This is a genomic window from Acrocarpospora catenulata, from assembly GCF_018476525.1.
Classification (GTDB): domain Bacteria; phylum Actinomycetota; class Actinomycetes; order Streptosporangiales; family Streptosporangiaceae; genus Acrocarpospora; species Acrocarpospora catenulata.
Window position 1 is genome coordinate 17,573 of the sequence record NZ_JAHCST010000017.1, and the last position, 25,873, is coordinate 43,445.

At 70.0% G+C, this 25,873-nt stretch carries 24 protein-coding genes; 12 read left to right on the forward strand and 12 right to left on the reverse strand.

Translation table 11 applies throughout. From position 1 onward, the window contains the following. Positions 1 to 497: 497 nt before the first annotated feature. From KIP79_RS19560 to KIP79_RS19570, 3 genes are all read left to right on the forward strand, one after another. Entirely contained in the window at positions 498 to 1,736 is a 1,239-nt protein-coding gene (locus KIP79_RS19560) for an extracellular solute-binding protein (protein WP_214106298.1), read from the forward strand. Positions 1,737 to 2,160: 424 nt separating this feature from the next. Continuing rightward, positions 2,161 to 3,363 carry a saccharopine dehydrogenase family protein gene (locus KIP79_RS19565; protein ID WP_214106299.1) on the forward strand — a complete coding sequence of 401 codons (1,203 nt, stop codon included), beginning with the start codon at positions 2,161 to 2,163 and terminating at the stop codon, positions 3,361 to 3,363. A gap of 343 nt (positions 3,364 to 3,706) precedes the next feature. Then, positions 3,707 to 4,021 carry a hypothetical protein gene (locus KIP79_RS19570; RefSeq protein ID WP_214106300.1) on the forward strand — a complete coding sequence of 105 codons (315 nt, stop codon included), beginning with the start codon at positions 3,707 to 3,709 and terminating at the stop codon, positions 4,019 to 4,021. Between the two features lie 75 nt (positions 4,022 to 4,096). Here KIP79_RS19570 and KIP79_RS19575 read toward each other — a convergent pair whose 3' ends face one another. Next, positions 4,097 to 4,309, reverse strand: coding sequence for a hypothetical protein (locus KIP79_RS19575; protein ID WP_214106301.1), 213 nt, complete (start codon positions 4,307 to 4,309; stop codon positions 4,097 to 4,099). 196 nt (positions 4,310 to 4,505) lie between these two features. After that, positions 4,506 to 5,858, reverse strand: a complete 1,353-nt coding sequence (gene gabT / locus KIP79_RS19580; protein WP_214106302.1) for a 4-aminobutyrate--2-oxoglutarate transaminase — start codon at positions 5,856 to 5,858, stop codon at positions 4,506 to 4,508. A 109-nt stretch (positions 5,859 to 5,967) separates the two neighbouring features. On the opposite strand from gabT, the gene KIP79_RS19585 reads away from it, so the two are divergent. Further along, the gene (locus KIP79_RS19585) at positions 5,968 to 7,419 is read left to right on the forward strand and encodes a PucR family transcriptional regulator (RefSeq protein WP_308169795.1); all 1,452 of its coding nucleotides are present in this window, start codon (positions 5,968 to 5,970) and stop codon (positions 7,417 to 7,419) included. Here KIP79_RS19585 and KIP79_RS19590 read toward each other — a convergent pair. Further along, on the reverse strand, positions 7,406 to 8,032 hold the full coding sequence (locus KIP79_RS19590) for a TetR/AcrR family transcriptional regulator (RefSeq protein ID WP_214106304.1): 627 nt from the start codon (positions 8,030 to 8,032) through the stop codon (positions 7,406 to 7,408). The two genes, KIP79_RS19585 and KIP79_RS19590, sit on opposite strands and share 14 nt — an antisense overlap. A gap of 229 nt (positions 8,033 to 8,261) precedes the next feature. Here KIP79_RS19590 and KIP79_RS19595 point away from each other — a divergent pair, with 229 nt between their 5' ends. After that, on the forward strand, positions 8,262 to 9,689 hold the full coding sequence (locus tag KIP79_RS19595) for an aldehyde dehydrogenase family protein (protein ID WP_214106305.1): 1,428 nt from the start codon (positions 8,262 to 8,264) through the stop codon (positions 9,687 to 9,689). 109 nt (positions 9,690 to 9,798) lie between these two features. Beyond that, on the forward strand, positions 9,799 to 10,719 hold the full coding sequence (gene ppk2, locus KIP79_RS19600) for a polyphosphate kinase 2 (protein WP_214106306.1): 921 nt from the start codon (positions 9,799 to 9,801) through the stop codon (positions 10,717 to 10,719). Here the strand turns inward: ppk2 and KIP79_RS19605 are convergent. The 3 genes from KIP79_RS19605 to KIP79_RS19615 are packed head-to-tail and all read right to left on the reverse strand — an operon-like array spanning position 10,714 to position 13,197. Beyond that, complete coding sequence (locus KIP79_RS19605) at positions 10,714 to 11,154, reverse strand: GNAT family N-acetyltransferase (RefSeq protein WP_214106307.1); 441 nt, start codon at positions 11,152 to 11,154, stop codon at positions 10,714 to 10,716. The two genes, ppk2 and KIP79_RS19605, sit on opposite strands and share 6 nt — an antisense overlap. A gap of 15 nt (positions 11,155 to 11,169) precedes the next feature. Beyond that, positions 11,170 to 12,102 (reverse strand): trypsin-like serine peptidase, encoded by a 933-nt coding sequence (locus KIP79_RS19610; RefSeq protein ID WP_214106308.1) that lies wholly within the window; start codon positions 12,100 to 12,102, stop codon positions 11,170 to 11,172. Positions 12,103 to 12,159: 57 nt separating this feature from the next. Next, a complete protein-coding gene (locus tag KIP79_RS19615; protein ID WP_214106309.1) occupies positions 12,160 to 13,197 on the reverse strand; it encodes a trypsin-like serine peptidase in 1,038 nt (345 codons plus the stop codon). Between the two features lie 166 nt (positions 13,198 to 13,363). Between KIP79_RS19615 and dxr the strand changes: the two genes are divergently transcribed. Both dxr and ispG read left to right on the forward strand, forming a co-directional pair. Beyond that, positions 13,364 to 14,563 (forward strand): 1-deoxy-D-xylulose-5-phosphate reductoisomerase, encoded by a 1,200-nt coding sequence (gene dxr, locus KIP79_RS19620; RefSeq protein WP_214106310.1) that lies wholly within the window; start codon positions 13,364 to 13,366, stop codon positions 14,561 to 14,563. Between the two features lie 137 nt (positions 14,564 to 14,700). Next, entirely contained in the window at positions 14,701 to 15,864 is a 1,164-nt protein-coding gene (gene ispG / locus KIP79_RS19625; protein WP_214106311.1) for a flavodoxin-dependent (E)-4-hydroxy-3-methylbut-2-enyl-diphosphate synthase, read from the forward strand. Positions 15,865 to 15,933: 69 nt separating this feature from the next. On the opposite strand, the gene KIP79_RS19630 is transcribed toward ispG, so the two are convergent. Together KIP79_RS19630 and KIP79_RS19635 are read right to left on the reverse strand one after the other, a co-directional pair. Further along, on the reverse strand, positions 15,934 to 16,623 hold the full coding sequence (locus tag KIP79_RS19630; RefSeq protein WP_214106312.1) for a hypothetical protein: 690 nt from the start codon (positions 16,621 to 16,623) through the stop codon (positions 15,934 to 15,936). A 97-nt stretch (positions 16,624 to 16,720) separates the two neighbouring features. Continuing rightward, positions 16,721 to 17,857 (reverse strand): lytic polysaccharide monooxygenase, encoded by a 1,137-nt coding sequence (locus tag KIP79_RS19635; protein ID WP_214106313.1) that lies wholly within the window; start codon positions 17,855 to 17,857, stop codon positions 16,721 to 16,723. Positions 17,858 to 18,263: 406 nt separating this feature from the next. On the opposite strand from KIP79_RS19635, the gene KIP79_RS19640 reads away from it, so the two are divergent. Both KIP79_RS19640 and KIP79_RS19645 read left to right on the forward strand, forming a co-directional pair. Further along, a complete protein-coding gene (locus KIP79_RS19640) occupies positions 18,264 to 19,949 on the forward strand; it encodes an alpha/beta hydrolase (protein ID WP_214106314.1) in 1,686 nt (561 codons plus the stop codon). 62 nt (positions 19,950 to 20,011) lie between these two features. After that, a complete protein-coding gene (locus KIP79_RS19645; RefSeq protein ID WP_214106415.1) occupies positions 20,012 to 20,854 on the forward strand; it encodes a GNAT family N-acetyltransferase in 843 nt (280 codons plus the stop codon). Here KIP79_RS19645 and KIP79_RS19650 read toward each other — a convergent pair. The 4 genes from KIP79_RS19650 to KIP79_RS19665 all read right to left on the reverse strand — a co-directional run bounded on the left by KIP79_RS19650 (position 20,835) and on the right by KIP79_RS19665 (position 24,282). Beyond that, positions 20,835 to 21,218 (reverse strand): DUF3037 domain-containing protein, encoded by a 384-nt coding sequence (locus KIP79_RS19650; protein ID WP_214106315.1) that lies wholly within the window; start codon positions 21,216 to 21,218, stop codon positions 20,835 to 20,837. The genes KIP79_RS19645 and KIP79_RS19650 overlap by 20 nt on opposite strands. Further along, positions 21,215 to 22,015, reverse strand: a complete 801-nt coding sequence (locus KIP79_RS19655) for a HipA family kinase (RefSeq protein WP_214106316.1) — start codon at positions 22,013 to 22,015, stop codon at positions 21,215 to 21,217. Before KIP79_RS19655 ends, KIP79_RS19650 begins: the two co-directional genes overlap by 4 nt. 52 nt (positions 22,016 to 22,067) lie before the next feature. Next, entirely contained in the window at positions 22,068 to 23,405 is a 1,338-nt protein-coding gene (locus tag KIP79_RS19660; RefSeq protein WP_214106317.1) for an alkyl sulfatase dimerization domain-containing protein, read from the reverse strand. A 127-nt stretch (positions 23,406 to 23,532) separates the two neighbouring features. Then, positions 23,533 to 24,282 (reverse strand): GntR family transcriptional regulator, encoded by a 750-nt coding sequence (locus KIP79_RS19665; RefSeq protein ID WP_214106318.1) that lies wholly within the window; start codon positions 24,280 to 24,282, stop codon positions 23,533 to 23,535. A gap of 193 nt (positions 24,283 to 24,475) precedes the next feature. Between KIP79_RS19665 and KIP79_RS19670 the strand changes: the two genes are divergently transcribed. Together KIP79_RS19670 and KIP79_RS19675 are read left to right on the forward strand one after the other, a co-directional pair. Next, positions 24,476 to 24,901 carry a glycine-rich domain-containing protein gene (locus tag KIP79_RS19670; RefSeq protein WP_214106319.1) on the forward strand — a complete coding sequence of 142 codons (426 nt, stop codon included), beginning with the start codon at positions 24,476 to 24,478 and terminating at the stop codon, positions 24,899 to 24,901. A 1-nt stretch (position 24,902) separates the two neighbouring features. Further along, complete coding sequence (locus KIP79_RS19675; RefSeq protein WP_214106320.1) at positions 24,903 to 25,790, forward strand: phosphotransferase; 888 nt, start codon at positions 24,903 to 24,905, stop codon at positions 25,788 to 25,790. Positions 25,791 to 25,873 lie beyond the last annotated feature (83 nt).

A 25,873-nucleotide genomic window follows, 5' to 3' on the forward strand; every position in this document is an offset into this window, starting at 1 on the left:
CCGGGCCCGGCTTCCGCCGGGGTGGTTGGGTGCCGCTCCTCGCGCGGGGAGGTTGATTGCCGTGTCCACCGATTTGACCCTCCGGGTCCGGGCCCGGCTTCCGCCGGGGTGGTTGGGTGCCGCTCCTCGCGCGGGGAGGTTGATTGCCGTGTCCACCGATTTGACCCTCCGGGTCCGGGCCCGGCTTCCGCCGGGGTGGTTGGGTGCCGCTCCTGGCACGGGGAGGTTGATTGCCGGGGAACTCCCACCCACCCACTGGGTTCCGCGGCTTATGCGGAGGATCCCCGCCCACCACGATGGGCCCGCGGCTCTTGGCTGCGGGATGGAGGAGGGGGACCGGTGCACCCCATGGTTCTGTGGCTCTTGGCTGCGGGATGGAGGAGGGGGCGGTTCCAGCGCTACCGGTTCCTGTGGCTTGTGGGTGGGGCAGGGGGTCTGCTTGGCGCGAGTAGGCTCGGAGGGTCTGTCATCGGGCCGTCGTCGAGGGGAGTGCTCGGGTGTCTCGGCGTGTGCGTCTGGTGGCCGCGGTTGGGGTGGTGGCGCTGGTCGCTGCTGGTTGCGGGCAGGCCGTGGCGGGTCAGGCGGGGCGGCCGTCGCCTTCGCCGTCAGAGTCCAAGGCTGCGGCCAAGTCGGTGTCGCCGTCACCGTCTCCTTCGCCGACGCCGTCTCCTTCGCCGAGTGCGTCGGGGGCCGGGGAAGGGGCGGTGGTTGTGCTCGCGCCGCGTGGGCAGGTTGAGTGGGGCGGTACCGATCCGCAGGTCAACTGGGTGGCGCGGTTCGAGGCCGATACCGGGTGCAAGGTGACCTATCGGCCGTTCGCGTTCGCGCCGGGGACTGACCAGAGCGAGGCGCTGGATCCGGGTGCTTTTGACGTGATCGCGGGGCCGCCGGATCTGGCCGGGTTGCTGGTGGCGGAGCAGCGGGTGACCGCCATCGACACCGAGCGGGTGACTGGGTACGGCGATATTCCCAAACGGCTCCGCGACGTCGCGGGAACCTACGGTGTGCCGTACCTCTGGGACAGGAGCCTGCTTCTGTACGACTCCGGCAAGGTGAAGCCGCGGAAGGCCGAGGCCCTGTACGCGGACGCCGGGCCGGTGCTGATCAAAGACACCCCGTTGAGTATCGCGGACGTCGCGCTCCGGCAGGACGCGTCGGATCCGTACCAGTTGACCACCGATGAGCTGGACGCCGCCGTGGCGGTGCTGGAGCGGGAGCGCGAGTCGGCCGAGCGGGTCTTCTGGCGGGATCCGTTCCAGGTGGCCTCGGCGTTCGCGACGGGGTCGGCGCGGCTGGCTCAGGGTACGCCGTACCTGCTGGACGCGCTTCGGCAGGCGGGCAAGCCGGTGAAGGCACTGCCGGAACGGCGGGTCACCGGGACGCTCGACTCCTGGCTGTTGTCGGCCGAGGCGGCCCATCCGACCTGTGCCTACCAGTGGCTGGCCTGGGCCGTCAGCCCTCGGGTGCAGCGTGCGGCCAGTGCTTGGAACGGCCTGGCCCCCGCCAACCCCAAGGCATGCAAGGCCCCCCCACTGGAACCCGACCCGAGCAAGCTGGAGGACGCGACCGCCTATCCCCGGACCCGCCACATCTGCTCGGTCTACAGCGTCGGCACCACCAAGGCCTTCAAGAACCTCGTCTTCGCGAGCTATCCCACCGAGGACTGCTCCCGCCGCGACGACCCCTGCGCCAGCTACGCCCAATGGGTGGCCCACTGGGCCCGGCTAACCAGCTGACGCCACCACCCGGGCCCGCCACCACCCGGGCCCGCCGCCACCTAGGTTCGCCATCGCCCGGGTCCGCCGCCTAGGTCTTCCATCGCTCGGGTGTGCCATCGCTCGGGTGTGCCATCGCTCGGGTGTGCCATCGCTTGGGCCTCCATCGCTTGGGCCTCCATCGCTTGGGCCTCCATCGCTTGGGCCTCCATCGCTTGGGCCACTGCCCGGGCCTCCACTGCCCGGGCCCCTACCGTCCGGGCCCGCCACTGTCCGGGCCCACCACCCCGGCCCAATGGGTGGCTCAGCGGGTGATCGGCTGACGCCGCCTGAAAGGTCCGCCTTGTTGCCACCGGGCGGGTCTGCGGATTTCGTTGATTGAATGACCAGTCGGATTTGGCTTCTTTGTTGAATGGTCAGTCAGTCAACTGGTACCGTCGTCGGCATGCGAATCCTGCTTGTTGGCGCAGGTGGCGTGGGCTCTGCCGTGGTGCCGATCGCTGCCCGCCGGACGTTTTTTGAGCACATCGTGGTGGCCGACTACGACCGGAACCGGGCTGCGGCGGTGGTGGACAAGGTGGGGGATGCGCGGTTCAGCGCCATCGCGCTGGACGCCTCCGATGACACGGCGGTGGTGGCGGCGCTGCGGGAGCACCGGTGTGATGTGCTGCTCAACGCCGTGGATCCCCGGTTCGACATGTCCCTGTTCCGGGCCGCGCTGAAGGCGGGGGCGCACTATCTGGACATGGCCATGTCGTTGTCGGTGAAGCACCCGGCCCGGCCGTACGAGGTGCCGGGGGTGAAGCTCGGGGACGAGCAGTTCGCGATGGCCGAGGAGTGGCGGGCCCACGATCGGCTGGCGCTGGTCGGGATGGGCGTGGAACCGGGGCTGGCCGACGTGTTCGCCCGGTACGCGGCCGACCACCTGTTCCAGAGCATCGACGAGATCGGCGTCCGGGATGGTGGGAACCTCACCGTGGACGGGTACGACTTCGCGCCCACCTTCTCCATCTGGACCACCATCGAGGAGTGCCTCAACCCGCCCATCATCTGGGAGAACGGCGACTGGCACACCACCGAGCCGTTCAGCGAGCCGGAGGTCTTCGACTTCCCCGAGGGTATCGGGCCGGTGGAGTGCGTCAACGTGGAGCACGAGGAGGTCCTGCTGATGCCCCGCTGGGTGGACACCAAGCGGGTGACCTTCAAGTACGGCCTCGGCGAGGAGTTCATCGACGTCCTCAAGACCCTGCGCAAGCTGGGCCTGGACTCCACCGATACGCTGCGCGTGAAGGGCGTGGAGATCTCCCCGCGCGACGTGGTGGCGGCCAGCCTGCCCGACCCGTCCACTTTGGGTGACCGGATGACCGGCAAGACCTGCGCCGGCACCTGGGTGAAGGGCCTCGGCAAGGACGGCTCGCCGCGTGAGGTCTACCTCTACCACGTGGTCGACAACGAGTGGTCGATGCGCGAGTACGGCTGCCAGGCCGTCGTCTGGCAGACCGCGGTCCACCCGGTGGTCGCCCTGGAACTGGTGGCCAACGGCGCCTGGCGCGGCACCGGCGTGCTCGGCCCGGAGGCGTTCGACTCGGTCCCGTTCCTGGAACTGCTCAACGAGTACGGCTCCCCGTGGAGCATGCGCGATCAGTGACCCGACGCAGCGTGCGCGATCGGTGATCCGTGAAGCACGCGTGATCGGTGACCCGACGCAGCGTGCGCGATCGGTGATCCGTGGAGCGTGCGCGGTCAGCGATCCGACGCAGCGTGCGTGATCGGTGATCCGTGGAGCGTGCGCGGTCAGGGCCCGGTGGGCGGCGGTAATTCCTGCGATGGATACGGTGTTTTTCGCGGCCAAACTTCGCGGTCATTAAATCTCCACAATCCGCCGCTCGATTAGAGATTTGCCATTAGTTCGAAGTGGGAATTGTCCGGCGGCTGTTATTGTGGATGGTGAAAGGGACCAACTAGTTGGAGGGTGGTGCATAAAAATGCACATGAATGCACTCTCGGCAGTAGGCGCACTCATTCTCACCAGCACCTTCGTCGTCACCCCCGCCCACGCAGAATCCAAGACGTTCCACTACCGCGACGCCTCCGCGAGCAGCTGGATCACGATCAACGACCCGTCCGGCCGGCGATGCTACGACCTGCAGGGAGACGCCTCCCTGATCCGGAACAAGACCGACTACAAGGCCATGCTGTACCGGGGCTCTTCCTGTAGCGGCGGCATGCACGCCACGCTCATCCCCGGCGAGCGCTGGGTCGGCCGCCAGATGACGGTGAAGTCCGTCCGGTTCATGCCTTCCTGATAATCCCGGAAACACCCCCGGTAGGGTCCCGCCCGGGCGGGACCCTTTCCTGTGCCAGGTAAACCGGTGAACCGGCTACGAGAAGGCGCGTGAGTGGCGGGGAACCGGCACGGAGTTGTCCTTGGACGGCAGGAGGGCTTCGGCGCAGTCGTCGCACGCCATCACGGGGGCGGAGTTGGGGAGGCAGCCGACCCGGACGCGGGGCCGGGGCCATTTCTTGTGGCAGACGACACAGGCGTCGCCGTCCCGCTGTGTTGAGGTGAGCCCGACCGGATCGAATGTCAACATGGCCTGCCTGCTTCCCGGTCCATTCGCGGCCATCCCTTCGCTCGTGTACCGGAACCGTTATAACGCGATTACGTGGCGTGATCGACTAGCACGGTGTCAAGCAGCGGTTAAATGACGGGCATGCCGGATCTCGTATAACGACAAAACGGACACCCGGCAACAAGCCGGGTGTCCTATTTGGGAGGGATAGAACGGATCAGTGGCTCTCGATGGCCTTCTCCAGGATTGTCAGGCCTTCGTCGATCAGGTGCTCGGGGATGACCAGCGGCGGCAGGAACCGCAGCACGTTGCCGTAGGTCCCGGCGGTGAGCACCACCAGACCTTCCGCGTGGCAGCGCTTGGCGATCTCCGCGGCGGCGGCCGGATTGGGCTCCCTGGTCCCCGGCACCACCAGCTCGATCGCGGTCATCGCCCCTCGCCCGCGCACGTCCCCGACGACGGGGTAGCGCTCCCGCAGCGCGTGCAGCCGGGGCAGCATCAGCTCCCCGATCCGGGAGGCCCGGGCCACCAGGTCCTCCTCCTCGATGGTCTCCAGCACGCCCAGCGCCGCCTCGCAGGCCAGCGGGTTGCCGCCGTAGGTGCCGCCGAGCCCGCCCACGTGTACCGCGTCCAGCAGTTCGGCCCGGCCGGTCACCGCCGCCAGCGGCAGGCCGCCCGCGATGCCCTTGGCCGTGGTGATGATGTCGGGCACGATGCCCTCGTCCTCACAGGCGAACATCGCCCCCGTACGGGCGAAGCCGGTCTGCACCTCATCGGCCACGAACACGATGCCGTTGGCCCGGCAGAACTCCAGCACCCGGGGCAGGAACCCCCGGGCGGGCACGATGAAGCCGCCCTCGCCCGCGATCGGCTCGATCACCACGGCGGCCACGTTCTCCGCCCCGATCTGCTTGTTGATCATGTCGATGGCCTGCGCGGCCGCCTCCTCCGCGCAGTTCTCAGGCCCGGTCGGCCAGCGGAACGGGTAGGCCAGCGGCACCCGGTACACTTCCGGCGCGAACGGCCCGAACCGGTGCTTGTACGGCATGTTCTTGGCGGTCAGCGACATGGTCAGCAGCGTGCGCCCGTGGTAGCCGTGGTCGAACACCACCACCGCCTGCCGCCCGGTGGCGTGCCGCGCCACCTTGACCGCGTTCTCCACCGCCTCGGCGCCGCTGTTCACCAGGAAGGTGCGCTTCTCGTGGTCGCCCGGCGTGATCGCGTTCAGCTTCTCGCAGACCCGCACGTACGACTCGTACGGCGTGACCATGAAGCACGTGTGGGTGAACTCGCCGACCTGCCGGCGCACCCGCTCCACCACGTGCGGCGCGGCGTTGCCCACGCTGGTCACCGCGATGCCGGAGCCGAAGTCGATGAGCGAGTTGCCGTCGGCGTCCACCACCACCCCGCCACCCGCCTGGGTCACGAAGACCGGCAGCGTGGTGCCGATGCCCGGCGGCACGGCGGACTGCTTGCGCGCGAACAGCTCCCGGGAGCGGGGGCCGGGGATCTCGGTGACGAGGCGGCGTTCTTGAGGGAGGCTCGGGCCGCCGCTGGTGGCAGTGCTCATGCCTTCGACGGTACGGCGGGCGCTCCAACCTGCCGATGCTCCGTCATGGCACAATTGCCCGCATCGGCTTGGCCGTAATGCACAAGCCCGTAATGGACGAGGGGACTTGGTGGCGCCGACGTTGCGCAGGGTGGTGGCGCTGGAGGCGCTCCGCCTCCGGCTGCTGGCCGGCGGTGACCTGGACCGCCCCGTGCGCTGGGTGGCGGTCAGCGAGTTGGAGGACCCGACCCCGTTCCTGGAGGGCGACGAGCTGGTGCTCACCACCGGCATGCGCCTGCCCCCTGGCGATCCGGCAGTCTATACGCCGTACGTGGCCCGGCTGGTGGCCCGGGGGGCGGCCGGGCTGGGGTTCGGGGTGGGGCTCAGCCACGACCAGGTGCCGGGCGCGCTGGTGGAGGCCGCCGCCGAGGCGGGGCTGCCGCTGCTGGAGGTGCCCAGGGCCACCCCGTTCATCGCCGTCGGCAAGGCCGTCAGCGAACTGCTGGCGGCCGAGCGGTACGAGGAGATCAGCGGGGCCTTCGCCGCGCAGGGGCGGCTGACCAGGGCGGCCCTGCAACCGGAGGGCAGCCACGCGGTGGTGGACCGGCTGGCCAGGGAGATCGGCGGCTGGGTGGTGCTCTTCGACGAGGCGGTCAACATCAGGCACGCGGCGGGGAGCGGGGCGGGCCGGGCGGCCCGGCGGCTGGTCCCCGAGATTGCCAAGCTCAGGGCCGCACACGCCACCCCGCCCGCCAGCCTGGCCATGGCCACCCCTCACGAGCACGTCGTGGTGCAGCCGCTCGGGGGCAGGGGCTTCTTCGCGGTCGGTTGCGACCGGCCGTACACCGCGATCGAGCACACGATCATCAACTCCGCCGCCTCACTGCTCACCCTCGGCCTGGAACAGGGCAGCGGCACCCGCGCGGCCACCCGGCGGGTACACGGCGCCGCGCTCCGGCTGCTGCTGGCGGGAGCGGCCCAGGACGCCAGGGAGGCGCTGGCCGAGCTCGGCGAGCGGCTGCCGGAGGGCACGGTGACCGTGCTGGCCTGCGCCAGCCCGGATCCGGACGCGCTGGTGGCCGCGCTGCACTGCTTCACCGCGCCGTACGGGGACGACCTGATCGTCGCGCTCGCCCCCGAGGACGAGGCGGACCTGCTGATCGCGCACGCAGCCGGGCACGGCAGGGTCGGGGTGAGCGACCCGGTCACCCTGGACCGGGAGCTGGCCGTGGGGGTCGGCCAGGCCGAACAGGCGCTGGTGACGGCCGCGCCGGTGGGGCGGTTCGGCGAGCTGGCCGGGCGGGGGCTGCTCGGCCTGCTGGAACCCGGGGCCGCGCGCGCCTTCGCCGCCACGCTGCTGGCCCCGCTGCACAGCTACGGTTCCCGGGCCGATCTGATCGCCTCGCTCCAGGCGTACCTGGCCTGTAACGGGCACTGGGACGCGGCGGCCCAGCGCCTCGGGGTGCACCGGCACACGCTCCGCTACCGCATGCGGCGGGTGAGCGAGCTGCTCGGCCGGGACCTGGACGACCCGGCCACCCGCGCCGAACTCTGGGTGGCGCTGAGCATCAGTCCCGATTGACGCGGAAGCAGCAGATGGTGGCAGCGGTCACGGTGTCGTAGGTGCTGCTGTCGGAGAGGTGTCCGGCACGTTCCAGACTGATCGCGCCCTGCGCGGCGGCCCACAGCGCGTCCGCCACTTTCCGGGGCTGGGTGGGCTTCAGGTAGCCCCCTGAGATGCAGTCCGCGATCACCCGGTCGATGATGTTGAGCGCCGCCCTGGCCAGCGTCCTGGCCCGCTCGCTGGGCACGAAGCCCGGGATCGCCCGCTCGAACATCAGGCTGTAGTAACCGGGCTCGGCCAGCGCCGCCTCCCGGTAGATCGGAGTCAGCGCCAGCAGGTACTCGTACGGGTCGGTGCGGGGCGGGACCGCGGCCAGCCGCCGCCGGAAGCGTTCGAAGCCCTCCAGGTAGAGCGCTTCGGCGAGGCCCTCTTTGCTGCCGAACATGGTGTAGATCAGGGTGGTGGCGCAGCCCGCTTCGGCGGCGATCCGCCGTACGGTGAGGCTTTCCGGGCCCGAGGCGATGAGGAGTTCGCTTGCGACGTCCAGCAGGCGGGTGCGGGTTTCGTCGTAGTCGCCCCGCTGGCCGAGGGAGTAGGCACCTTGAAGTCCTAGCGGCGCCGGGGTACCCATGAGCCACGAGCCCTTCTAGTCCCGGGGTCCTGGCGTGGACCCGCGAGCTTGACTTAACCACGACGCGAACCCTTCAAACCGCCCCGCAACGGAAAACATCCCGAAATTGCTGCGCATCTGTGACATCGCTCTGAAACAGGGAAAGTTGTCCAGCTTGGCCGATCGGGACGCAGGGATTGTGCGGCCTGGAGTAAGGCCCGCCGAGCTGGGGTGACATAGCGTCAAATACATGGATATCCGCCCCTTCTGGCTGGCCGGGCGTCCCGCGACCGGTGGCGCCGAGCAGATCATTCGCAACTCCCACGACGGCCGGGTGGTGGGGGTGCATGCCGTCCCCACGCCGGAGCAGGTGGAGGAGGCGGTGGCGGCCGCGCACGCGGTACGGCGCGAGGCGGCGGCGCTGCCCATCCACGTGCGGGCCGAGGCGCTGGCCCTGGTCTCGCGGCGGATCGCCGAGCGGGCCGACGAGCTGGCCCAGCTGATCAGCGGCGAGAACGGCAAGCCGATCTTCTGGGCGCGCGGCGAGGTCACCCGCGCGGTGGCCACGTTCCGGTTCGCGGCCGAGGAGACCCGCCGGTTCAGCGGCGAGGTGCAGCGGCTGGACACCGAACCGGCCGCGCAGGGGCGGCTGGCCTACCTCACCAGGGTGCCGCACGGTCCGGTGCTGGGCATCTCGCCGTTCAACTTCCCGCTCAACCTGGTCGCGCACAAGGTCGCCCCCGCCATCGCGGTGGGCGCGCCGATCATCGTGAAACCCGCCCCCGCCACCCCGCTCTCCGCGCTGGCGCTGGGCGAGATCCTGGCCGAGACCGGCCTGCCCGAGGGCATGTTCTCGGTGCTCCCGGTGCCCAACGACCAGGCGGGCGCGCTGGTGGAGGACCCCAGGCTGCCGGTGGTCTCCTTCACCGGCTCCGGGCCGGTGGGCTACTCGATCATGGACCGGGTGCCGCGCAAGCACGTCACGCTGGAACTGGGCGGGAACGCGGCGGCGGTGGTGCTGGACGACGCCGACCTGGACTGGGCGGCGAGCCGGACCGCGCTGTTCGCCAACTACCAGGCCGGGCAGAGCTGCATCGCCGTGCAGCGGGTGATCGTCACCGAGCCGGTGGCGGAGGAGTTCACCGAGAAGCTGCTCAAGGCCGTCGCCGGGCTGGTCATCGGCGACCCGGCCGACGAGAAGACGCAGGTCGGGCCGCTGGTCTCGGAGCAGGCCGCCGAGCGGGTGGCCGACTGGGTGGCCGAGGCGGTGGCCGCGGGCGGGCGCCTGCTGGCCGGGGGCACCCGGGAGGGCGCCACGATCGCGCCGACCGTGCTGGCCGACGTGCCCGCCGACACCAAGGTGGTCTGCGAGGAGGTCTTCGGGCCGGTGCTGGTGGTCCAGCGGGTGCCCGACGCGGACGCGGCCTTCGCCGCCGTCAACGACTCCAAGTACGGCCTCCAGGCCGGCGTCTTCACCCGCAACCTGGACCTGGCCTTCCGGGCCAACCGGGAGCTGGAGGTGGGCGGGGTGATCATCGGCGACGTGCCCTCGTACCGGGCCGACCAGATGCCGTACGGCGGGGTCAAGGAGTCGGGAACCGGGCGGGAAGGGCTGCGCTCGGCGATGGCGGACTTCACCTACGAAAAGGTCATGGTTCTCACAGGGCTCGCCCTGTGATCGTCGACGACCTGGTGAACTTCTGGCGACAAAGCACCCAAAACGGTTAGATGATCGACTGGCCGCGCAATAAAAATCGTATGGCCAGCGCGTTGGACGTGTTGCACACATGATCCCCAAGCCTGAAGAGATCGTGGACCTGCTGGAGCACACCCCCGGGCTCTGGGTCGACGACAACGATGACGACGACCCCGTCCTGGTCCGGGCGGACGGTCGCCCGGTCGACACCTGGCGGGAGCACTATCCGTATGCCCAGCGGATGGAGCGCCCCAGGTACGACCGGGACAAGCGCCTGCTCCAGATCGAGCTGCTCAAGCTCCAGTACTGGGTCAAGGCCACCGGCGCGCGGCTGGTCATCCTCTTCGAAGGCCGGGACGCGGCCGGCAAGGGCGGCACCATCAAGCGCTTCATGGAGCACCTCAACCCGCGTGGCGCCACCGTGGTCGCGCTGGAGAAGCCCAGCGAGCGCGAGCGCACCCAGTGGTACTTCCAGCGGTACACCGCGCACCTCCCAGCGGGCGGGGAGATCGTGCTCTTCGACCGGTCCTGGTACAACCGGGCGGGCGTCGAGCGGGTGATGGGTTTCTGCTCCGACGCCGAGTACGAGGAGTTCATGTACCAGGCGCCGATGTTCGAGCGCATGCTGGTCAGGGACGGCGTCCACCTGATCAAGCTCTGGTTCTCGGTGTCCCGCTCCGAGCAGCGCACCCGGTTCATCATCCGCCAGGTCGACCCCGTACGCCGGTGGAAGCTCTCGCCCATGGACATCGCCTCGCTGGACCGCTGGGACGACTACACCGCGGCCAAGGAGGACATCTTCCTCAACACCTCCACCGACGTGGCGCCGTGGACGGTGATCAGGAGCAACGACAAGAAGCGCGCCCGGGTGGAGGCCATGCGCCACGTGTTGTCGCAGTTCGACTACGACAACAAGGACAAGCACGTGGTGGGGGTACCGGACCCGCAGATCGTGCTGTCCGCCGTCGACAGCATGGAGGAGGACCACTCCGGGCACGCGTACGAGCTATAGGCGCTTCTCGAAACAGGCGCTCTCGGTGTTGTCCAGGTACGGCCCGAAGAGCGGGATCGGCCGGAAGCCCGCCGAGGTGTACAGACGGATCACATCGTCGAAGCCGCGTCCTGTCTCCAGCCGGATCGCCGTCATGCCCTGGTCGGCGGCCATGCGCTCGATCTCGGCCAGCAGTGCCCTGGCCACGCCCCTGCCGCGCTCGGCGGGCAGCACGTACATGCGCTTCAGCTCGCCCGCGCCCGGCTCCAGCGGTTGCAGGCCCGCGCAGCCGATGGCCTGGCCGGCTGACCAGGCGACGGTGAAGCGGATGGCCGGGTCCAGGTGCAGCGGCGACTGCTCGAAGGCGACCTTGTCCCGTTCGGCGAGTTCGGCCCGCTGGGCCAGGCAGAGGGTGAGCACGTCCGGGTGCTCGGGGGATTCCCGCGTCAGTTCCATGCGGGAAATCTACGTTCAGGCCCGTTCGGCCGTCTGGTAGAGGGTCTTGGCGGCGCTGCCGAGGTAGGGGCCGTACATGACGGTCCGGTCGTTGCTGTACTTGAAGCTGCTCACCGAGGTGAGCACGCCCTTCCCGGTGGCCGGGTCGAAGCCGGTCAGCCAGGGGCCGCCGCTGGCGCCCGCGGTCAGGTCGCAGCGCAGGCCCTGGTCGTAGGTCTGCTGGTAGGGGTCGGGCTTGGTGCCGCCCGCGCAGTACATCAGGCGTTCCCCGTCGTACGGGGGATCGGCCGGGTAGCCGAAGCCGTGGACGGGCCGGCCGCGCGGGATGTTGAACCCGATCTCCTGCTCGCCCACCACGTCCGCCAGGTGGCGGCCGGCCCGGGTGGCCACCACCACCATGCCCACGTCGTAGCTGTCGTCCCCGCTCCGCGACCAGGGCCCGGCCACGAACATGCGCCGCGCCGGGTAGCTCCCGTACGGCTCCCGCCCGGCCTCGTAGCCGGGGATGAAGGTCCAGTTCTCCGCCCAGGAGCCGGTCCCGTCCTTGACGCAGTGGCCGGCGGTCACCACCAGGTCCCGGTTGGCGGACTTCACCGAGCTGGCCGAGCAGACGAAGTCGGAGCCGTTCATGGTCAGGAACACCCGGCCGGTGGCCCTGACCACCTGCCCGCCCGCCGTCCAGCGCGCCGAGGCGGTCTCTCCCGTCGCTCTGCGCTGATGTTGCGGCCGGCCCGGCTGGAGCGCGCCGGTGAGACCGGTGACGTCGGTGACTTGACCGAGCAGGTCGATCGGCAGCGCGGCGGCCATGCGCTGAGGGGTCCAGTACCCGCCCGGCGAGTCGGCCGCCGCGTGCTCCACGATGTCGATGCCGCCCGGCGAAGGCGGGGCCGCGATGAGCAGCCCGGTGACGATCGAGAAGGTGGCAAGCAGGGGGAGGCTCGGGGTCATGAGATCCGAGTGTGGACCACGAACCGTGTCCCAGTGGCTACTTTGGGTAAATCAGCCTCAAGTCAGGGAGGTGCGCTGGGCGGCGTTGTAGAGGGCCTGGGCCTCGGTGCCGAAGTAGGGGCCGAACATCCAGAAGTTGGCGAAGTTGTACTTGAAGCTGTTCACCGAGTTGAGCAGTCCCGCCCCGGTGCTCTCGTTGAAGTTGACGAACCACGGCCCGCCGCTGGACCCGCCGGTCATGTCGCAGTTCAGCCCCTGGTCGTCGGACATCAGGAAGTCGTCGAAGGCCCGGCCGCTGCAGTAGATCAGCCGTGATCCGTTGTACGGCGCCGCCGCCGGGTACCCGAAGGCGTACATCTGGCGGCTTCTGGGCTGGTTGAAGGCGATGCCCTGGCCGCCGACCACCTCGGTCAGCAGCTTGCCGTTGAGCGGGGCCACCACGGCGGCGGCCAGGTCGAAGTTCATGTCCTCACTGGCGCTCCACTGCGGGGTGGTGAGCAGGCTGACCGCCACCCAGGTGCCGTGCGGCCGGTTGCCCTGGTCGTACCCGGGCACGAAGACCCAGTTGCTGTGGAACCCGCCGTTGATCTTGACGCAGTGCCCCGCGGTGATCACGACGCTCTTGTTGGCGCTGGTCACCGCGCTGCCGGAGCAGGAGGCGTTCCGCCCGGCGCTGGAGCCGGCGGTGACGGTGAAGAAGACCCGGCCCACGGTGTTGACGATCGCGCCGTCGTCGGTCCACGGCTCGCCCGTGCTGTTGCGGGAGACGGCCGCGGTGCTGGACTCGGCCGCGGTGAAGGTGGCGGCGATGGTCGACGGCTTGCCCGCCGGGAGGGCCAGCGCGGCGGAGCTGACGAAGCGGTGGCCGGTGGCGCCGGGGGCGTCCAGCGGCTTGGCCGCCGCCATCCTCGCCTCGGTCCAGTAGCCGGCGACGGAGCGCTGCTCGCTCTTGGTGTCGGCGGCCTCGTAGGTGATCGGCTTGGGGGCGGTCTTCTCGTGGGTCTGTCCGTACGCGGAGGCGGGAAGCAGGGCCGCGGCGACGGCGGGGAGAACGAGTAATGGGGCCAGGCGGGTAAGACGGCGACGACACCGCATTGCGTACCTCCGTGATCGGATGTCCTGACGCGCGAAGTTAGCGAGCGAGCTGTGCAGATTTCTCATCGTTTGCAGATACGGATATGACGGGATTCCGGCATAAAACTCGTGGTTTCTCAGGTGTCACGGTGGCTGTGACTCCCGGTGGGTGGCGCACAATGGACCGGTGGATTCCGAACTCGCTTCCGAACTCGCTTCTGGGCCCGCGCGGTCCGTCGTTCTGCTCGGTTCGACCGGGTCGATCGGCACCCAGGCGCTCGATGTCATCGCCCGCAACCGATTCCGGGTGGCCGGTCTCGCCGCCGGGGGCGGTCGGGTGGACCTGCTGGCCCGGCAGGCGGCCGAGTTCGGCGTGGGCGCGGTGGCGGTGGCCGATCCGCGTGCCGTTCCGGACCTGACGGCGGCACTGGCCGCCCGCGGCGCGGCGCCGGAGGTGCTGGCCGGGCCCGAGGGGGTGGCCGAGCTGGCCGCCCGCCCGGCCGACGTGGTGCTCAACGGAATCACCGGCGCGCTGGGGCTGACCTCCACGCTGGCCGCGCTGGAGGCCGGGCGGGTGCTCGCGCTGGCCAACAAGGAGTCGCTGATCATTGGCGGCCCGCTGGTGAAACGCCTGGCCAAGCCGGGCCAGCTGCTGCCGGTCGACTCCGAGCACTCGGCGCTGGCCCAGTGCCTGTGGGCGTCAGGCCCGGCCGGGACCGATCTGAAGGCGGTGCGGCGCCTGGTCGTGACCGCCAGCGGTGGCCCCTTCCGGGGGCGCACCCGGGAGGAACTGGCCGACGTCACGCCCGAGATGGCGCTCAACCACCCGACCTGGAACATGGGGCCGGTGATCACGATCAACTCGGCCACCCTGGTCAACAAGGGCCTTGAGGTGATCGAGGCGCATCTCCTCTTCGACCTCGGCTTCGACCGCATCGAGGTGGTGGTGCATCCGCAGTCGGTGATCCACTCCATGGTCGAGTTCGTGGACGGCTCCACCATCGCCCAGGCCAGCCCGCCGGACATGCGGCTGCCGATCGCGCTGGCGCTCAGCCATCCGGACAGGCTCCCCGACGTCTCCTCCCCGGTGGACTGGACCAAGGCGCACACCTGGACCTTCGAGCCGCTGGACGACACGGCCTTCCCGTCGGTCGCGCTGGCCCGGTTCGTGGGGGAGCAGGGGGGCACCGCGCCGGCCGTCTACAACGCAGCCAACGAGATCTGCGTGGAGGCCTTCCTCCGGGGCCGCCTGCCCTTCCTCGGCATCGTGGACACGGTGGCCAAGGTGGTCGCCGAGCACACCCCCGGCCGCGCCGAGACGGTGGCCGAGGTCCTCGCCGCCGACGAGTGGGCCCGCGTCCGGGCCAGGGAGCTCGCCTGCGCTTGACCTGCCACCGACCGTGATGAAAGCGGATGAATTTCCTCCTGAAGCTGGAGTGACTGGTGTGCGCGGGGGTTGGCGCGTTCCTGGCACTGCCTAGACTTGGACGGGTCGGGGAACATGCCAGAGCGCAAGGTGCTGAAATGTCTGTTGATCTCGGGATTCCTGCCATTCCGGTCAAGCCGATCGCCGCGCGCCGGGTATCACGGCGCATCCAGGTCGGCTCCGTGCCGGTCGGCGGGGACGCGCCGGTGTCCGTGCAGTCCATGACCACCACACTGACCGCCGATGTGAACGCCACCCTCCAGCAGATCGCGGAGCTGACGGCCGCGGGCTGCCAGATCGTCCGGGTCGCCGTGCCGTCCCAGGACGACGCGGACGCGCTGCCCATGATCGCCAAGAAGTCGCAGATCCCGGTGATCGCGGACATCCACTTCCAGCCCAAGTACGTCTTCGCCGCCATCGAGGCCGGCTGTGCGGCGGTCCGCGTCAACCCCGGCAACATCAAGAAGTTCGACGACAAGGTGGGCGAGATCGCCCGGGCCGCGAAGGACCACGGGGTGCCGATCCGGATCGGCGTCAACGCGGGCTCGCTCGACCCCCGCCTGCTCAAGAAGTACGGCAAGGCGACCCCCGAGGCCCTGGTCGAGTCGGCGCTCTGGGAGTGCTCGCTGTTCGAGGAGCACGACTTCCGGGACATCAAGATCTCGGTCAAGCACAACGACCCGGTCGTCATGATCAAGGCGTACCGGCTGCTGGCCGAGCAGTGCGACTACCCCCTGCACCTCGGGGTGACCGAGGCAGGTCCCGCCTTCCAGGGGACCATCAAGTCCGCGGTGGCCTTCGGGGCGCTGCTCGCCGAGGGCATCGGCGACACCATCCGGGTCTCGCTGTCCGCGCCGCCCGTCGAGGAGGTCAAGGTCGGCATCCAGATCCTGGAGTCGCTCAACCTCCGCCAGCGCGGCCTGGAGATCGTCTCCTGCCCGTCCTGCGGCCGGGCCCAGGTGGACGTCTACACCCTCGCCGACCAGGTCCACGCCGGTCTGGACGGTCTGAAGGTCCCGCTCCGCGTGGCCGTCATGGGCTGTGTGGTCAACGGCCCCGGCGAGGCCCGCGAGGCCGACCTCGGCGTCGCCTCCGGCAACGGCAAGGGCCAGATCTTCGTCAAGGGCCAGGTGATCAAGACGGTGCCCGAGTCCCAGATCGTGGAGACCCTCATCGAGGAGGCACTCCGGCTGGCCGAGGAGATGGGCGTCGACGTCGACCTCGACGACGACGCCCCGGGGCCTCAGGTGGTCGTCGGCTGAGGGCCGGTCCCGGTCCGGCGGCGCAGGCGGCTCCCGGTCGCCGCGCCGCCAGGGCCACCATGTGCGGGCTCAGTTGCCCAGCGCCGCCACCGACATGTTCTCGAAGCGCAGGCGGGCGCTTTCGATGAAGTTGGGGTCGAAGTAGTTGCTGAAGGCGGCTTCGAGGAAGGGGTCGGGGATGATCTGGCGGACGTGTTCGGGGTAGCCCTCGCCTGACTGGGGGATTTCGACCTTCGGGGGGTTGGCGAGGTCGACGGCGAGAGGGCCGGCGGCGCGGACGGATTTGGCCCAGGGGTCGCCGGTGTCGGTGATGGCGCACATGTGCTGGGCGAAGACGCGGCGGACCTCGGTCACCTTGGTGGCGGTGTAGGGCTCCACCCCGAACGGGTCGACGGCGCAGATGATGCGGGCGGGTTTGTCGCCGAAGTCGTGGCCGTGCTTGTGGTGATCGGCGGTGGAGGACTGCTCCAGGATGTCGATCACGCGGACGGCGAGTTCGCGGCGCATGTCGTCCGAGATCGGGTACACGCTGACCGGGCGTTCCTGGGGGAGTCCCTGGGGGAGGGCGCCCTGGCCGGGGCCGGAGGCGGACTGCACGCTGCGCAGGAAGAGGCCGCCCATCAGCAGCACGAGCAGGGTCACCCCCACCGTCCAGGCGATGCGCTCACGGTGCGCGGACGGCGCCGGGGCGGGCGGGGGCACGGGATCGCTCTCGCCGACCTTGGGAGCGGCGGGGGCGAGGTAGATTTCGTCGGCCATCGTGAGTTCTCCTGGTCCAGACGGCCGGCCCGGGCGCCGGCCGGAGTCAGCCCGAAGGGCCCGGCGCGGTGCGCCGGGCCCTTGGGTCGTTACCTGATCAGGGACTGGTGCAGGTCAGGGTCGGGATGGGGTTGGGAAGGTTGCCGGAGGCGTTGAACCCGAACGATGTCGTCCCGCTGGCCGCGATGGTGCCGTTGTACTGGGCGTTGGAGGCCACGACGTTGGGCGGATTGCCGGTCAGCGTGGCGTTCCACGGTGGGCCGTCGAAGGTCTGGCCGCCGGTGAAGTTCCACCGGACGGTCCAGCCGTTGAGGCTGGCCGTGGAGCTGTTGTTGCGGACCGTGATGTTGGCCTGGAAGTGACCGGACCAAGTGGACGAGGTGGTCCAGGTCGCCGTGCAGGCGCCGCTGCCCGTGCTCGGGGACGGCGACGGAGACTGCGGGTTGGACGGTGACGGGGACTGCGGGTTGGACGGCGAGGGCGACTGCGGGTTGGACGGCGAGCTCTGGTTCGGGCCGACGCCGGTCACCTGGCCGCTGCCACCGTCGAACACGACGTCGGAGCAGCTGAAGAAGTTCTCCTGGCTGTCCGAGCGGACCCACTGGATGTAGATGATGTGCCGGCCGGTCTTACCGGAGGGCAGCTGCTGGTTCCAGAAGTAGTAGTTCAGCGCGCCGGGCCCACCATTCTGCGGCGGGTTGGTGACGCTGCCGAACGACTCCAGGCTGCTCCAGGCCAGCGGTGCGTTCGGGTTCCAGCCGTTCTTGGTGATGTACAGGTGGAAGGTGCCCGGGTGGGCGGCCCAGTTGCTGTACCGGAACTGGTAGCTGGCGCCCGAGGTCAGGTGCGTGGTCGGCCAGTCCGTGCGGGCCGCGTTGTAGCCCGTGAAGTCGTACGGGCCGCCGGTGCCGCCACTGCAGATCTGCCCGTCGGGGATGAAGCCGGTGGTCCGGCCGCCCGCGTCGGAGCGCAGCACGGCGAACCAGTTGTACAGCGGGGTGGTGCCGTTGGCGGCGATCGCGGAGGCGCACGCCGGGTTGTACGCCTGGATCTGGCCGTTCTCCCGGAGGCCGTCCTGCCAGCAGAGGAAGGTACGGGCGCCGGGGAACATGTTGACGCCGTGCGCGGTCGCCTGGTTGGGCGTGACCACGAGTCCGGTGCCGAGGGCCAGGAGTAGGGCGGCCCCCCATACCGTTAATCGTTTTCTGATCCTTGTGCCTGTCGAGTTCACCATGAATTCCCTTCCGGCCAGCCCGGGAGTAGCGAGGGGTGGTCGCAGTCCAGCCTTGAAAGCGGGCGCGTGTGCACGACTGCGGGCAGCCCCGGCCGCGATGCCGGCTTCACCCGCGGTGTTTCGATCGTCGGTGTGATTGGCGGAGCCGTACAGGGCGGCAGGCCGTCGCGAGAGGGTCGGCGGCGGGAAGAACGCGGGTAACGTGCGGATATGTCAGAAAGAAGGGGGATTTGGGGCATGAAATCATTGAAAGATTCATCACTTGATGGGTAGGGAGAGCGGTGATTCTGGTTACAGAGAGCAATGTTGTGACTACACAGTGATAATGATCGGGATGTGCGACTGGTAATCGGGTGGTCACTGAAGGGAAGCTTGCCTCTGCCGTGTGAGCAGAGGAGTGTGCGTTTTGAAGCGCGTCGTCGGGGCGGTCGCAGGGGTGTCGGTGCTCTGCGCCGGGCTGGTTGTCGGGCAGGGGGGTGCCCCGGCGGGTGCTACTACCGAGGCGGCAGCCGGTCTGCCGCAGGAACAGGTCAGCTGGGGGCCGTGCGAACCGGCACCGGCGTCCGGCGCGCTGGGGGCGGTGCTCGGCTCGCTGCGGGGCGCCGCCAGGCCGGCCCAGCCCGCTCCCGCGCTGCGCCGCGCGCAGCCGGTCGAGTGCGCGTCGGTGCGGGTCCCGCTCGACCCCGCCGTGCCGTACGGGCAGCAGATCACCCTCGCGCTGAACAGGATCAGGGGCACGGCGTCCCGGGACCACAACCATCTGGGGCCGCTCCTGGTGAACCCCGGCGGGCCGGGCGCCTCCGGGCTGAAGCTGGCCGAGTACGTGGCGGCCAAGCTGCCCAAGGACCTGGCGGCCAGGTTCGACGTGATCGGGTTCGACCCGCGCGGGGTCGGAGCGAGCAAACCGGCCGTCAACTGCGTGGACGCCAAGAGCTACTACGCGGCCCCCCGGCCGGACAACGTGCCCGTCACCGCCGCCGACGAGGGCGACCTGCTGGTCCGCGCCCGGCAGTACGCCGAGGGTTGCGCCAACCGCTGGGGCTGGTTCCTGCCCTACCTGACCACCGAGAACACCGCCCGCGACCTGGAGGCGATCCGCCAGGCGCTGGGCGAGGAGAAGCTCAGCTTCCTCGGCTACTCCTACGGCAGCTACCTGGGCGCGGTCTACGCCTCACTCTTCCCCGACCGGGTCCGCCGCATGATCCTGGACAGCCTGGTGGACCCCGGGAACGTCTGGTACGAGGCCAACCTGTCCCAGGACTACGCCTTCGACCGCCGCCACAAGGAGTTCCTCGCCTGGGTGGCCCGCAACCACGCCACCTACCGGATCGGCGACACCGCCAAGGCGGTGGAGTTCGCCTACTACGCGATGCGCCAACGCCTGCGCGAGCGCCCCGCCGGGGGGCTGATCGGGCCGAGCGAGCTGGACGACATCTACACGGTCGGCGGCTACTCCAACCAGATCTGGCCGAAGCTGGCCGCGGCGTTCTCCGGCTACGTGCGCAGGGGCGACGTGACGGGCCTGACCGAGGCCTACCAGCAGCATGCCGACCACAACGCAGTCCAGGAGAACAGCTACGCGGTCTACCTGGGTGTGCAGTGCCGGGACGCGGCCTGGCCCAGGGACTGGACGCGGTGGCGGGCCGACACCCGCCGGGTGCACGCGGCGGCGCCCTTCCTGGCCTGGCCGAACACGGTCTACAACGCGCCCTGCCTGTTCTGGCCCGAGCCGGGTCTCACGCCGCCCAAGGTGGGGGCGACCGGCCAGCTGCCGCCCATCCTGCTGGTGCAGTCGCGCCGGGACGCGGCCACGCCGTACCAGGGGGCGGTCAACGTGCGGGACCTGTTCCCGTCGGCGCGGCTGCTGGCCGAAGGGGGCGGCAACCACGGGGTGTCGTTCGCCGGCAACCCGTGCGTGGACCGGCAGGTGGCCGACTACCTGCGGGAAGGCGTGCTGCCTATGCCGCGGACGGCGGCCAGGGAGGCCGACCTGAACTGCCCGGGGCGGAAGGCGCCCCGCGCGGGGGTTCCGGCGGCCGCTGCGGCGCCCGCGCACGCCGGTCTGACGAGGTTGCTCGCGCCGGTGCGGTAAGGGTCCCGTGTGATCCCGGGGTGCCTGTCAAAATCGGGGCCGTCGCGTAGGCTGGGCCCGTGATGCTGCGCACATCGGCGTCGCGCGTGCTGGACGACAACGATCGTGACGAGGTGCTCGCGCTCCTCGACTCCGATCCGGTCGCCAACGTCTTCGTCGCCTCGCGGGTGAGGGCCGTCGGGCTCAACACCACCCGGCTGGGTGGTCAGATGTGGGGCTTCGGGCCGCGCGGCGGGCTGAGTTCCCTGTGCTACGCCGGGGCCAACCTGGTCCCGGTGAACGCCGGACGGGAAGCCGTCCACGCGTTCGCCGACCGCGCCCGCAAACAGGGGCGGCGGTGCTCGTCCATCGTGGGCCCTTCCGCGGCGGTGGAGCTGCTCTGGGAGCGGCTGGAGCCGTACTGGGGGAGGGCCAGGGCGATCCGGTGGGCCCAGCCGGTGATGGCCATCGCCTCGGCGCCGCTGGTGCCGCCCGATCCGCTGGTGCGGCGGGTGCGCCCTGAGGAGTTCGGCACGCTGCTGCCGGCCTGCGTGGCCATGTTCACCGAGGAGGTGGGCGTGTCGCCGGACAACGGGGACGGGGGCGCGCTCTACCGGTCCCGGGTGGCGGAGCTGATCCGGATCGGGCGGTCGTACGCGCGGATCGAGGACGGGCAGGTCGTCTTCAAGGCCGAGATCGGGGCGGTCACCCCGCACGCCTGCCAGATCCAGGGGGTCTGGGTGGATCCGCTCTACCGGGGGCGCGGCCACGCCTCGGCGGGGATGGCGGCGGTGGTCGAGCAGGCGTTGAAGTACTTCGCGCCGGTAGTGACGCTCTATGTGAACGACTACAACCTGCCCGCGCGGGCCGCCTACCGCCGGGTCGGGTTCCGCGAGGTGGACACCTTCACTTCTGTGCTGTTCTGAGCACCAGGCGGGCCATCAGGCGGTCGAGCGCGGCGCCGGGGTCCTCGGTCAGACCGGGGTGTACGGGGCCGGTCCGCACGATCGTGCTCCGCGGGGCGGTCAGCCAGCGGAACCTGCCGCCCAGGGCCTCCCCTTTCAACGGGCCGGTTTCCGGGGCGCAGGCCAGTTCGTACGCGGTGAGGGCGTGCCGTACCGCGTCGAGGTCGGTGTCCGGGGCCAGGGCCAGCAGGCGGGGCTCGTCGAGGGCGACCCGGGCGCAGAGGTAGTCGCGGTCCTGGCAGTAGACGATCACTCCGGCGTTGATGAGCTCGCCGCGCTCCACGTCGGGGACGACCCTGATCAGGGCGTATTCGTAGACGTTCATCGGGCCGCCCGCCAGAATCCGCCGATGGTCGTGCGCTGGGCGGGGGTGGTGGGGCGGGTCGCCGTTAGGTCGGGAAGCCAGGTGCGGGGGCCGTTGGCGCGGGCGTCCAGGTGGGTGACGTACGCCTGCCGTACCTCGTCGGGGGTGGCGAAGCCGGGCTCGTCGGCCAGCCACTCGTCGGGGACCTGGGCGACGGCGTGGGCCAGCAGGTCGCGGGTCACGTTGAGGGACACCTCGGTGAGATCTCCGGCGTAGGGGGCCATGACGTGGTCGGACGCGTCGTAGGGGCGTTGCGGGTCGGCGGTTCGCCAGTTGTGGTGGAACCAGAGGGCGGCGCCGTGGTCGATCAGCCAGATCCGGTCGTGCCAGACCAGCAGGTTGGGGTTGCGCCAGCTACGGTCCACGTTGTGGATGAGCGCGTCGAACCAGATCAGGCGGGCCGCGAAGGCCGGGTCGGGGTTCCAGACCGGGGGGTCGAAGCCGAGCGCGCCCGGCAGGAAGTCGATGGCCAGGTTGCGGCCCTCGCTGGCCGACAGGAGATCCTGGATCTCCTCGTCGGGTTCGCGCAGGCCGAGCCTCGGGTCGAGGTCGACGATCTTCAGTTCGGGGGTTCGGAAGCCGAGGCCGCGGGCGAGTTCGGCGCAGATGATCTCCGCTACCAGGACGCGGCGGCCCTGTCCGGCGCCGCGGAACTTCACCACGTACGTCCCGAGGTCGTCACCCTCCATCACGCCGGGGAGCGAGCCCCCTTCGCGCAACGGGGTGACGTACCGGGTCGCCACGATCTCTTCGAGCACGGTGGCGAGCGTAGCCGGTCGGGCGGGCTTCGGGTGGCCGGCCGGTCGGTGGTTAGGCGGGCTGGCCCTGGTGGGAGGCCGTGGAGGTCGGGATCCACCACATGCGGCCGTCGCTCACCTCGTGGTAGACGTCCAGCAGGTCGCTGCCGGTGACCTTGCTCCGGGACTCGGCGGCGGCCCAGGCGTACACGCCGCGGGCCATCGCGCCCGGCTCCTCCTGGACGCGCAGCGCGTACACGCGGGCCCGGATCTCGTGGATCTTGTGGTCCTCGGGCTCGGCCTGGACCGCCAGCTCGGCCAGCTGGCAGGCGAGCCGGAGATCGCCCTCGGCGGCGGCCACCACCGCCCGTCCGGCCACGGTGCCCGCGCCGGCGGACAGTTCGGCGATCGCCCGGGCGAACACCGCGTCCGGGGCGGGCTTCAGGTGGGCCGGGTTGCCGTCGTGCCAGCCGCCGTGCAGGCGCCAGATGTTGCGCACGATGAACTCGGGCTCGTCGTAGTACGGCTGGAGGTAGGGGCGTTCCGACAGCTCCAGGGGCGGCTTGACCGAGTGGAGGATCTCGTCCAGGCGCGCTCCCGCGTTCATCAGGTCGAGCGTCTGTTCCACCAGGCTGTCCAGGTAGTCCGCGGTGTCGATCAGCGCGCGCCGCACCCGGATGGAGCCGGAGATGGGCAGGCCGTGGCCGGGCAGCAGGAGCTCGGCGTCCATGGTGGCCATGGTGCGCAGCGCGACCGCCCACTCGTCGGGGTAGCGCTGCACGCGCTGGGGGTTCCCGGCGCTCGGGGTGACCCAGACGAACAGGTCACCGGTCAGCAGGATGCCGTGCTCCGGGACGAACGCCCAGGTGGCGTCGTCGGTTTCGCCCCGGGCGTGGCGCAGCTCGAAGGTGACGTCTCCCAGGGACAGGGTCAGCCGCTCCTGGTACGTCAGGTCCGGTACGCGATAGGTGGCCGGCCAGTGCATCTGGGCGAACCCGAACTGCCGTTGATTGATCACCGAGTTGTACCCGGCGGTCCTGGCATAACGGGCGAACCTGTTCGCGACACCTTCATGCGCGACGACAACCGGCCGGGAGCCCTCCTCCTCGTCGAAACACTCCATTCCCCCCACATGGTCGAAGTGTCCGTGCGAAAAGATCGCGTACCGGACCGGCTCATCCGACCAGGAACGGATCGCCCGGTGCATGGCCGGCGCGTCAACCGCGTTCCCCGTATCGAAAAGCGCCAGACCAGCCTCTCCCTTGATGGCATACACGTTCCCAAAGGCCGGCCACATGGCCACCCCTTCAGCAACCTCCTGGACCCCGCCGGCACGCAACTCAGCAAGCGGCACCTCATACGCCTGCACCGAGCCCCGCCAAACCTTGTCCGCATACTCCAGGATCCCCATACGAGAATCCTGTCCCCGCCCACCACCCCTAGCCCAGTAGGGACCTCCCTACACCCGGCCAACTCGCCAAACGTGGTCGCCGTGGTCCCGTGAGCTGGAGGCCGCCGATCCAAACCAGACGGCCTGCTCAGGCGCGCGTGATCGGATAACCGACCTCCCACGATGAGGCATCACGACAGGTGACGTTCACCTCGACGACCCGCCCCGCCACTGACCCGCCCGTCGCCCTCGTTGTGCGCGTGACGCAGAGCACCGGAACCCCGGGCGCGAGCCCGAGCAGCCGCACCTCCTCTGGCGTCGCAGCGCGCGCCGAGATTCTCCCCGCCCACTCCAGGCGCCCCCAGCCGAGGTCTTGTTCCATCCGGTCGTAGATCCCGCCCTGTCCGGTGTCGGCCTCGGCAAGGATGGTGCCGGCGGCCAGATCCGCAGGCAGATAGGAGGTCGCAAGCTGCGCGGCCTTGCCAGTGGCCGGGTCTCCCATGATCCGATCCCGGATGATGACCTCGGCGCCCGGCTCCAGGGCAAGCACGGAGACGAGGTCGGGCGGGCAGGGACCGATGGTGACGGTAGGCGGTTGTAGGGCGCGCAGTTCCTGCACGGCGGCCGAGAAGTAGTAACCCAGCTCGTCCCGATACACCTGCGTATCCAGCGTGACCGGCTGCCGGGCAGGGTGGGCCTGAACGTAGGTGCCGCCCTTCCGTACCGGGCTGAGGAGACCTTCGGCGGCGAGGGCCGCAACGGCACGGCGGATGGTGGTACGGCTCACCCCGTGCTGCTCTTCGAGTTCCTCTTCCTTCGGGATCTTGCTGCCGGGTGGGAATGTGCCGGACGTGATGGCGGCGCGGAGCGCGTCAGCGACCTCCTGCCAGCGAGCCATGGTGCCTCCTGTCGTGCGGTCCGCCGATTACATCACTACCTATTGACGACCCGCCACGTTCGACTCACACTCCGCAATAGATAGCTACCTATTCGGCGGGGTGAACCCCGTCGCGCCTATCCGACCGACCTCATCAAGGTCGCCATCACGAGGAGGGGAAACCCCCGTGACCTCACCCCCAACCCTCACAACGATGAGGGCCCTCATCCCCGAGAAACTGCACGACCAGCTCACCGCACGCATCCAGCTCGACCACCCGGAGCACGCCCACCAGGCCGACCGCATCCTCGCCCAGACGCTGGCGTTCCTGCTGGCGTGCGCGGCCAACCCGGGCCTCGGCCTCGCCCCGTCCAAGATCGTGGACGTCGGCTGGCACACCCTGATCCTGTACACGCGGGAATACGCCGAAATCTGCCAGCGCATCGCCGGGCGGATGATCCACCACCGGCCCGACGACGACACGGCGGACATTGGAAGCTGCAGCCCGGCCACCCGGGTCGGCGCTACGGTCGAGGCCATACGCGCCGCCGGGCTGCCGGTCGACGTCGAGCTTTGGATTCCGACCAGCGAATGCAGTCAGTGCTACGCGGGCTGCGTCGACGACCCGAGCGGAGGCTGACATGACCCGACCCACCTGGGATGACCTACCCGGGCAGGTCCGCGACGCTGTCACGGCTGAGGCCGGCGACGTCCTCAAGGCCGAGTCCGCAAGCCAGGGACTCATGCCGGGGACGGCCATTCACCTGCACGTCGAGGGTGGCGGTCAGGTGTTCCTTAAGGCGGTTGCCGACGACAACCCGGCCGCGCCGCTGTACCAGCGCGAGATGTGGGCAGGCGCCGTTCTCCCCGAAGCCGTACCCGCACCGCGCATGACTTGGTCCGCGCGCACCGGCGGTTGGCTCGTCATGCTGTTCGAGTACATCGACGGCCGCGGCGCGGACCTGTCACCCGGCTCTCCGGACCTTCCGCTTGTGCTCGGCACCGTCGCCGGAATGCATCGCATCCTCACGCCGTGCCCGGCCGCCGCGCCGTTCGTGGCCGACAACGTCACCGCACTGCTGCGCAAAGGTGCGCACATGCTCGGCCCACGCGCCGACATGGTCCCCGACCAGGCCATGTACGAGCGAGCGCTGGACGGGTTCGACATCGAGGACCTGGCCGGGGAGACGCTGCTCCACTACGACCTGCACCCTGGGAACCTGCGCATGACGGACCGCGGTGTGTACGTCATCGACTGGTCGTTCGCCTCCCGGGGCGCGGCATGGGTCGACGGCGTCATGCTCGCGCCGCGCCTCATTGAGGCCGGACACACCCCCGAGCAGGCCGAAGGCATTCTCAGCCTGCTGCCCGGATGGCAGGACGCGCCCGCCCGAGCGGTCACCGCGCTGGCCGCACTGTGGACGCTGTTCCGCATCTACAAGGCGGAATTCGGTCCCGCCGAGGCACGGGAGCACCGCGCCCGCGCGGCCACCGCCGGACGGGCGTGGGTGGAGTACCGCAACACGTAGCACCGCACGGAGTGCCCGCCTCCAGGTGCCTTGTCCCGGGAAGCGGGCACTCCTACCGCCGCCGTATCTGGAGCGGCCGTTAA

Coding starts and splice junctions, on each gene's coding strand:
- KIP79_RS19610 (WP_214106308.1), bottom strand. CDS start 12,102: ATGACCCCGAGCCTCCCCCTGCTTGCCACCTTCTCGATCGTCACCGGG.
- ppk2 (WP_214106306.1), top strand. CDS start 9,799: ATGATCCCCAAGCCTGAAGAGATCGTGGACCTGCTGGAGCACACCCCC.
- KIP79_RS19645 (WP_214106415.1), top strand. CDS start 20,012: ATGCTGCGCACATCGGCGTCGCGCGTGCTGGACGACAACGATCGTGAC.
- KIP79_RS19675 (WP_214106320.1), top strand. CDS start 24,903: ATGACCCGACCCACCTGGGATGACCTACCCGGGCAGGTCCGCGACGCT.
- KIP79_RS19570 (WP_214106300.1), top strand. CDS start 3,707: ATGAATGCACTCTCGGCAGTAGGCGCACTCATTCTCACCAGCACCTTC.
- KIP79_RS19615 (WP_214106309.1), bottom strand. CDS start 13,197: ATGCGGTGTCGTCGCCGTCTTACCCGCCTGGCCCCATTACTCGTTCTC.
- KIP79_RS19630 (WP_214106312.1), bottom strand. CDS start 16,623: ATGGCCGACGAAATCTACCTCGCCCCCGCCGCTCCCAAGGTCGGCGAG.
- KIP79_RS19635 (WP_214106313.1), bottom strand. CDS start 17,857: ATGGTGAACTCGACAGGCACAAGGATCAGAAAACGATTAACGGTATGG.
- gabT (WP_214106302.1), bottom strand. CDS start 5,858: ATGAGCACTGCCACCAGCGGCGGCCCGAGCCTCCCTCAAGAACGCCGC.
- KIP79_RS19650 (WP_214106315.1), bottom strand. CDS start 21,218: ATGAACGTCTACGAATACGCCCTGATCAGGGTCGTCCCCGACGTGGAG.
- KIP79_RS19575 (WP_214106301.1), bottom strand. CDS start 4,309: ATGTTGACATTCGATCCGGTCGGGCTCACCTCAACACAGCGGGACGGC.
- KIP79_RS19670 (WP_214106319.1), top strand. CDS start 24,476: ATGAGGGCCCTCATCCCCGAGAAACTGCACGACCAGCTCACCGCACGC.
- KIP79_RS19660 (WP_214106317.1), bottom strand. CDS start 23,405: ATGGGGATCCTGGAGTATGCGGACAAGGTTTGGCGGGGCTCGGTGCAG.
- ispG (WP_214106311.1), top strand. CDS start 14,701: ATGTCTGTTGATCTCGGGATTCCTGCCATTCCGGTCAAGCCGATCGCC.
- KIP79_RS19590 (WP_214106304.1), bottom strand. CDS start 8,032: ATGGGTACCCCGGCGCCGCTAGGACTTCAAGGTGCCTACTCCCTCGGC.
- KIP79_RS19565 (WP_214106299.1), top strand. CDS start 2,161: ATGCGAATCCTGCTTGTTGGCGCAGGTGGCGTGGGCTCTGCCGTGGTG.
- KIP79_RS19665 (WP_214106318.1), bottom strand. CDS start 24,282: ATGGCTCGCTGGCAGGAGGTCGCTGACGCGCTCCGCGCCGCCATCACG.
- KIP79_RS19595 (WP_214106305.1), top strand. CDS start 8,262: ATGGATATCCGCCCCTTCTGGCTGGCCGGGCGTCCCGCGACCGGTGGC.
- KIP79_RS19605 (WP_214106307.1), bottom strand. CDS start 11,154: ATGGAACTGACGCGGGAATCCCCCGAGCACCCGGACGTGCTCACCCTC.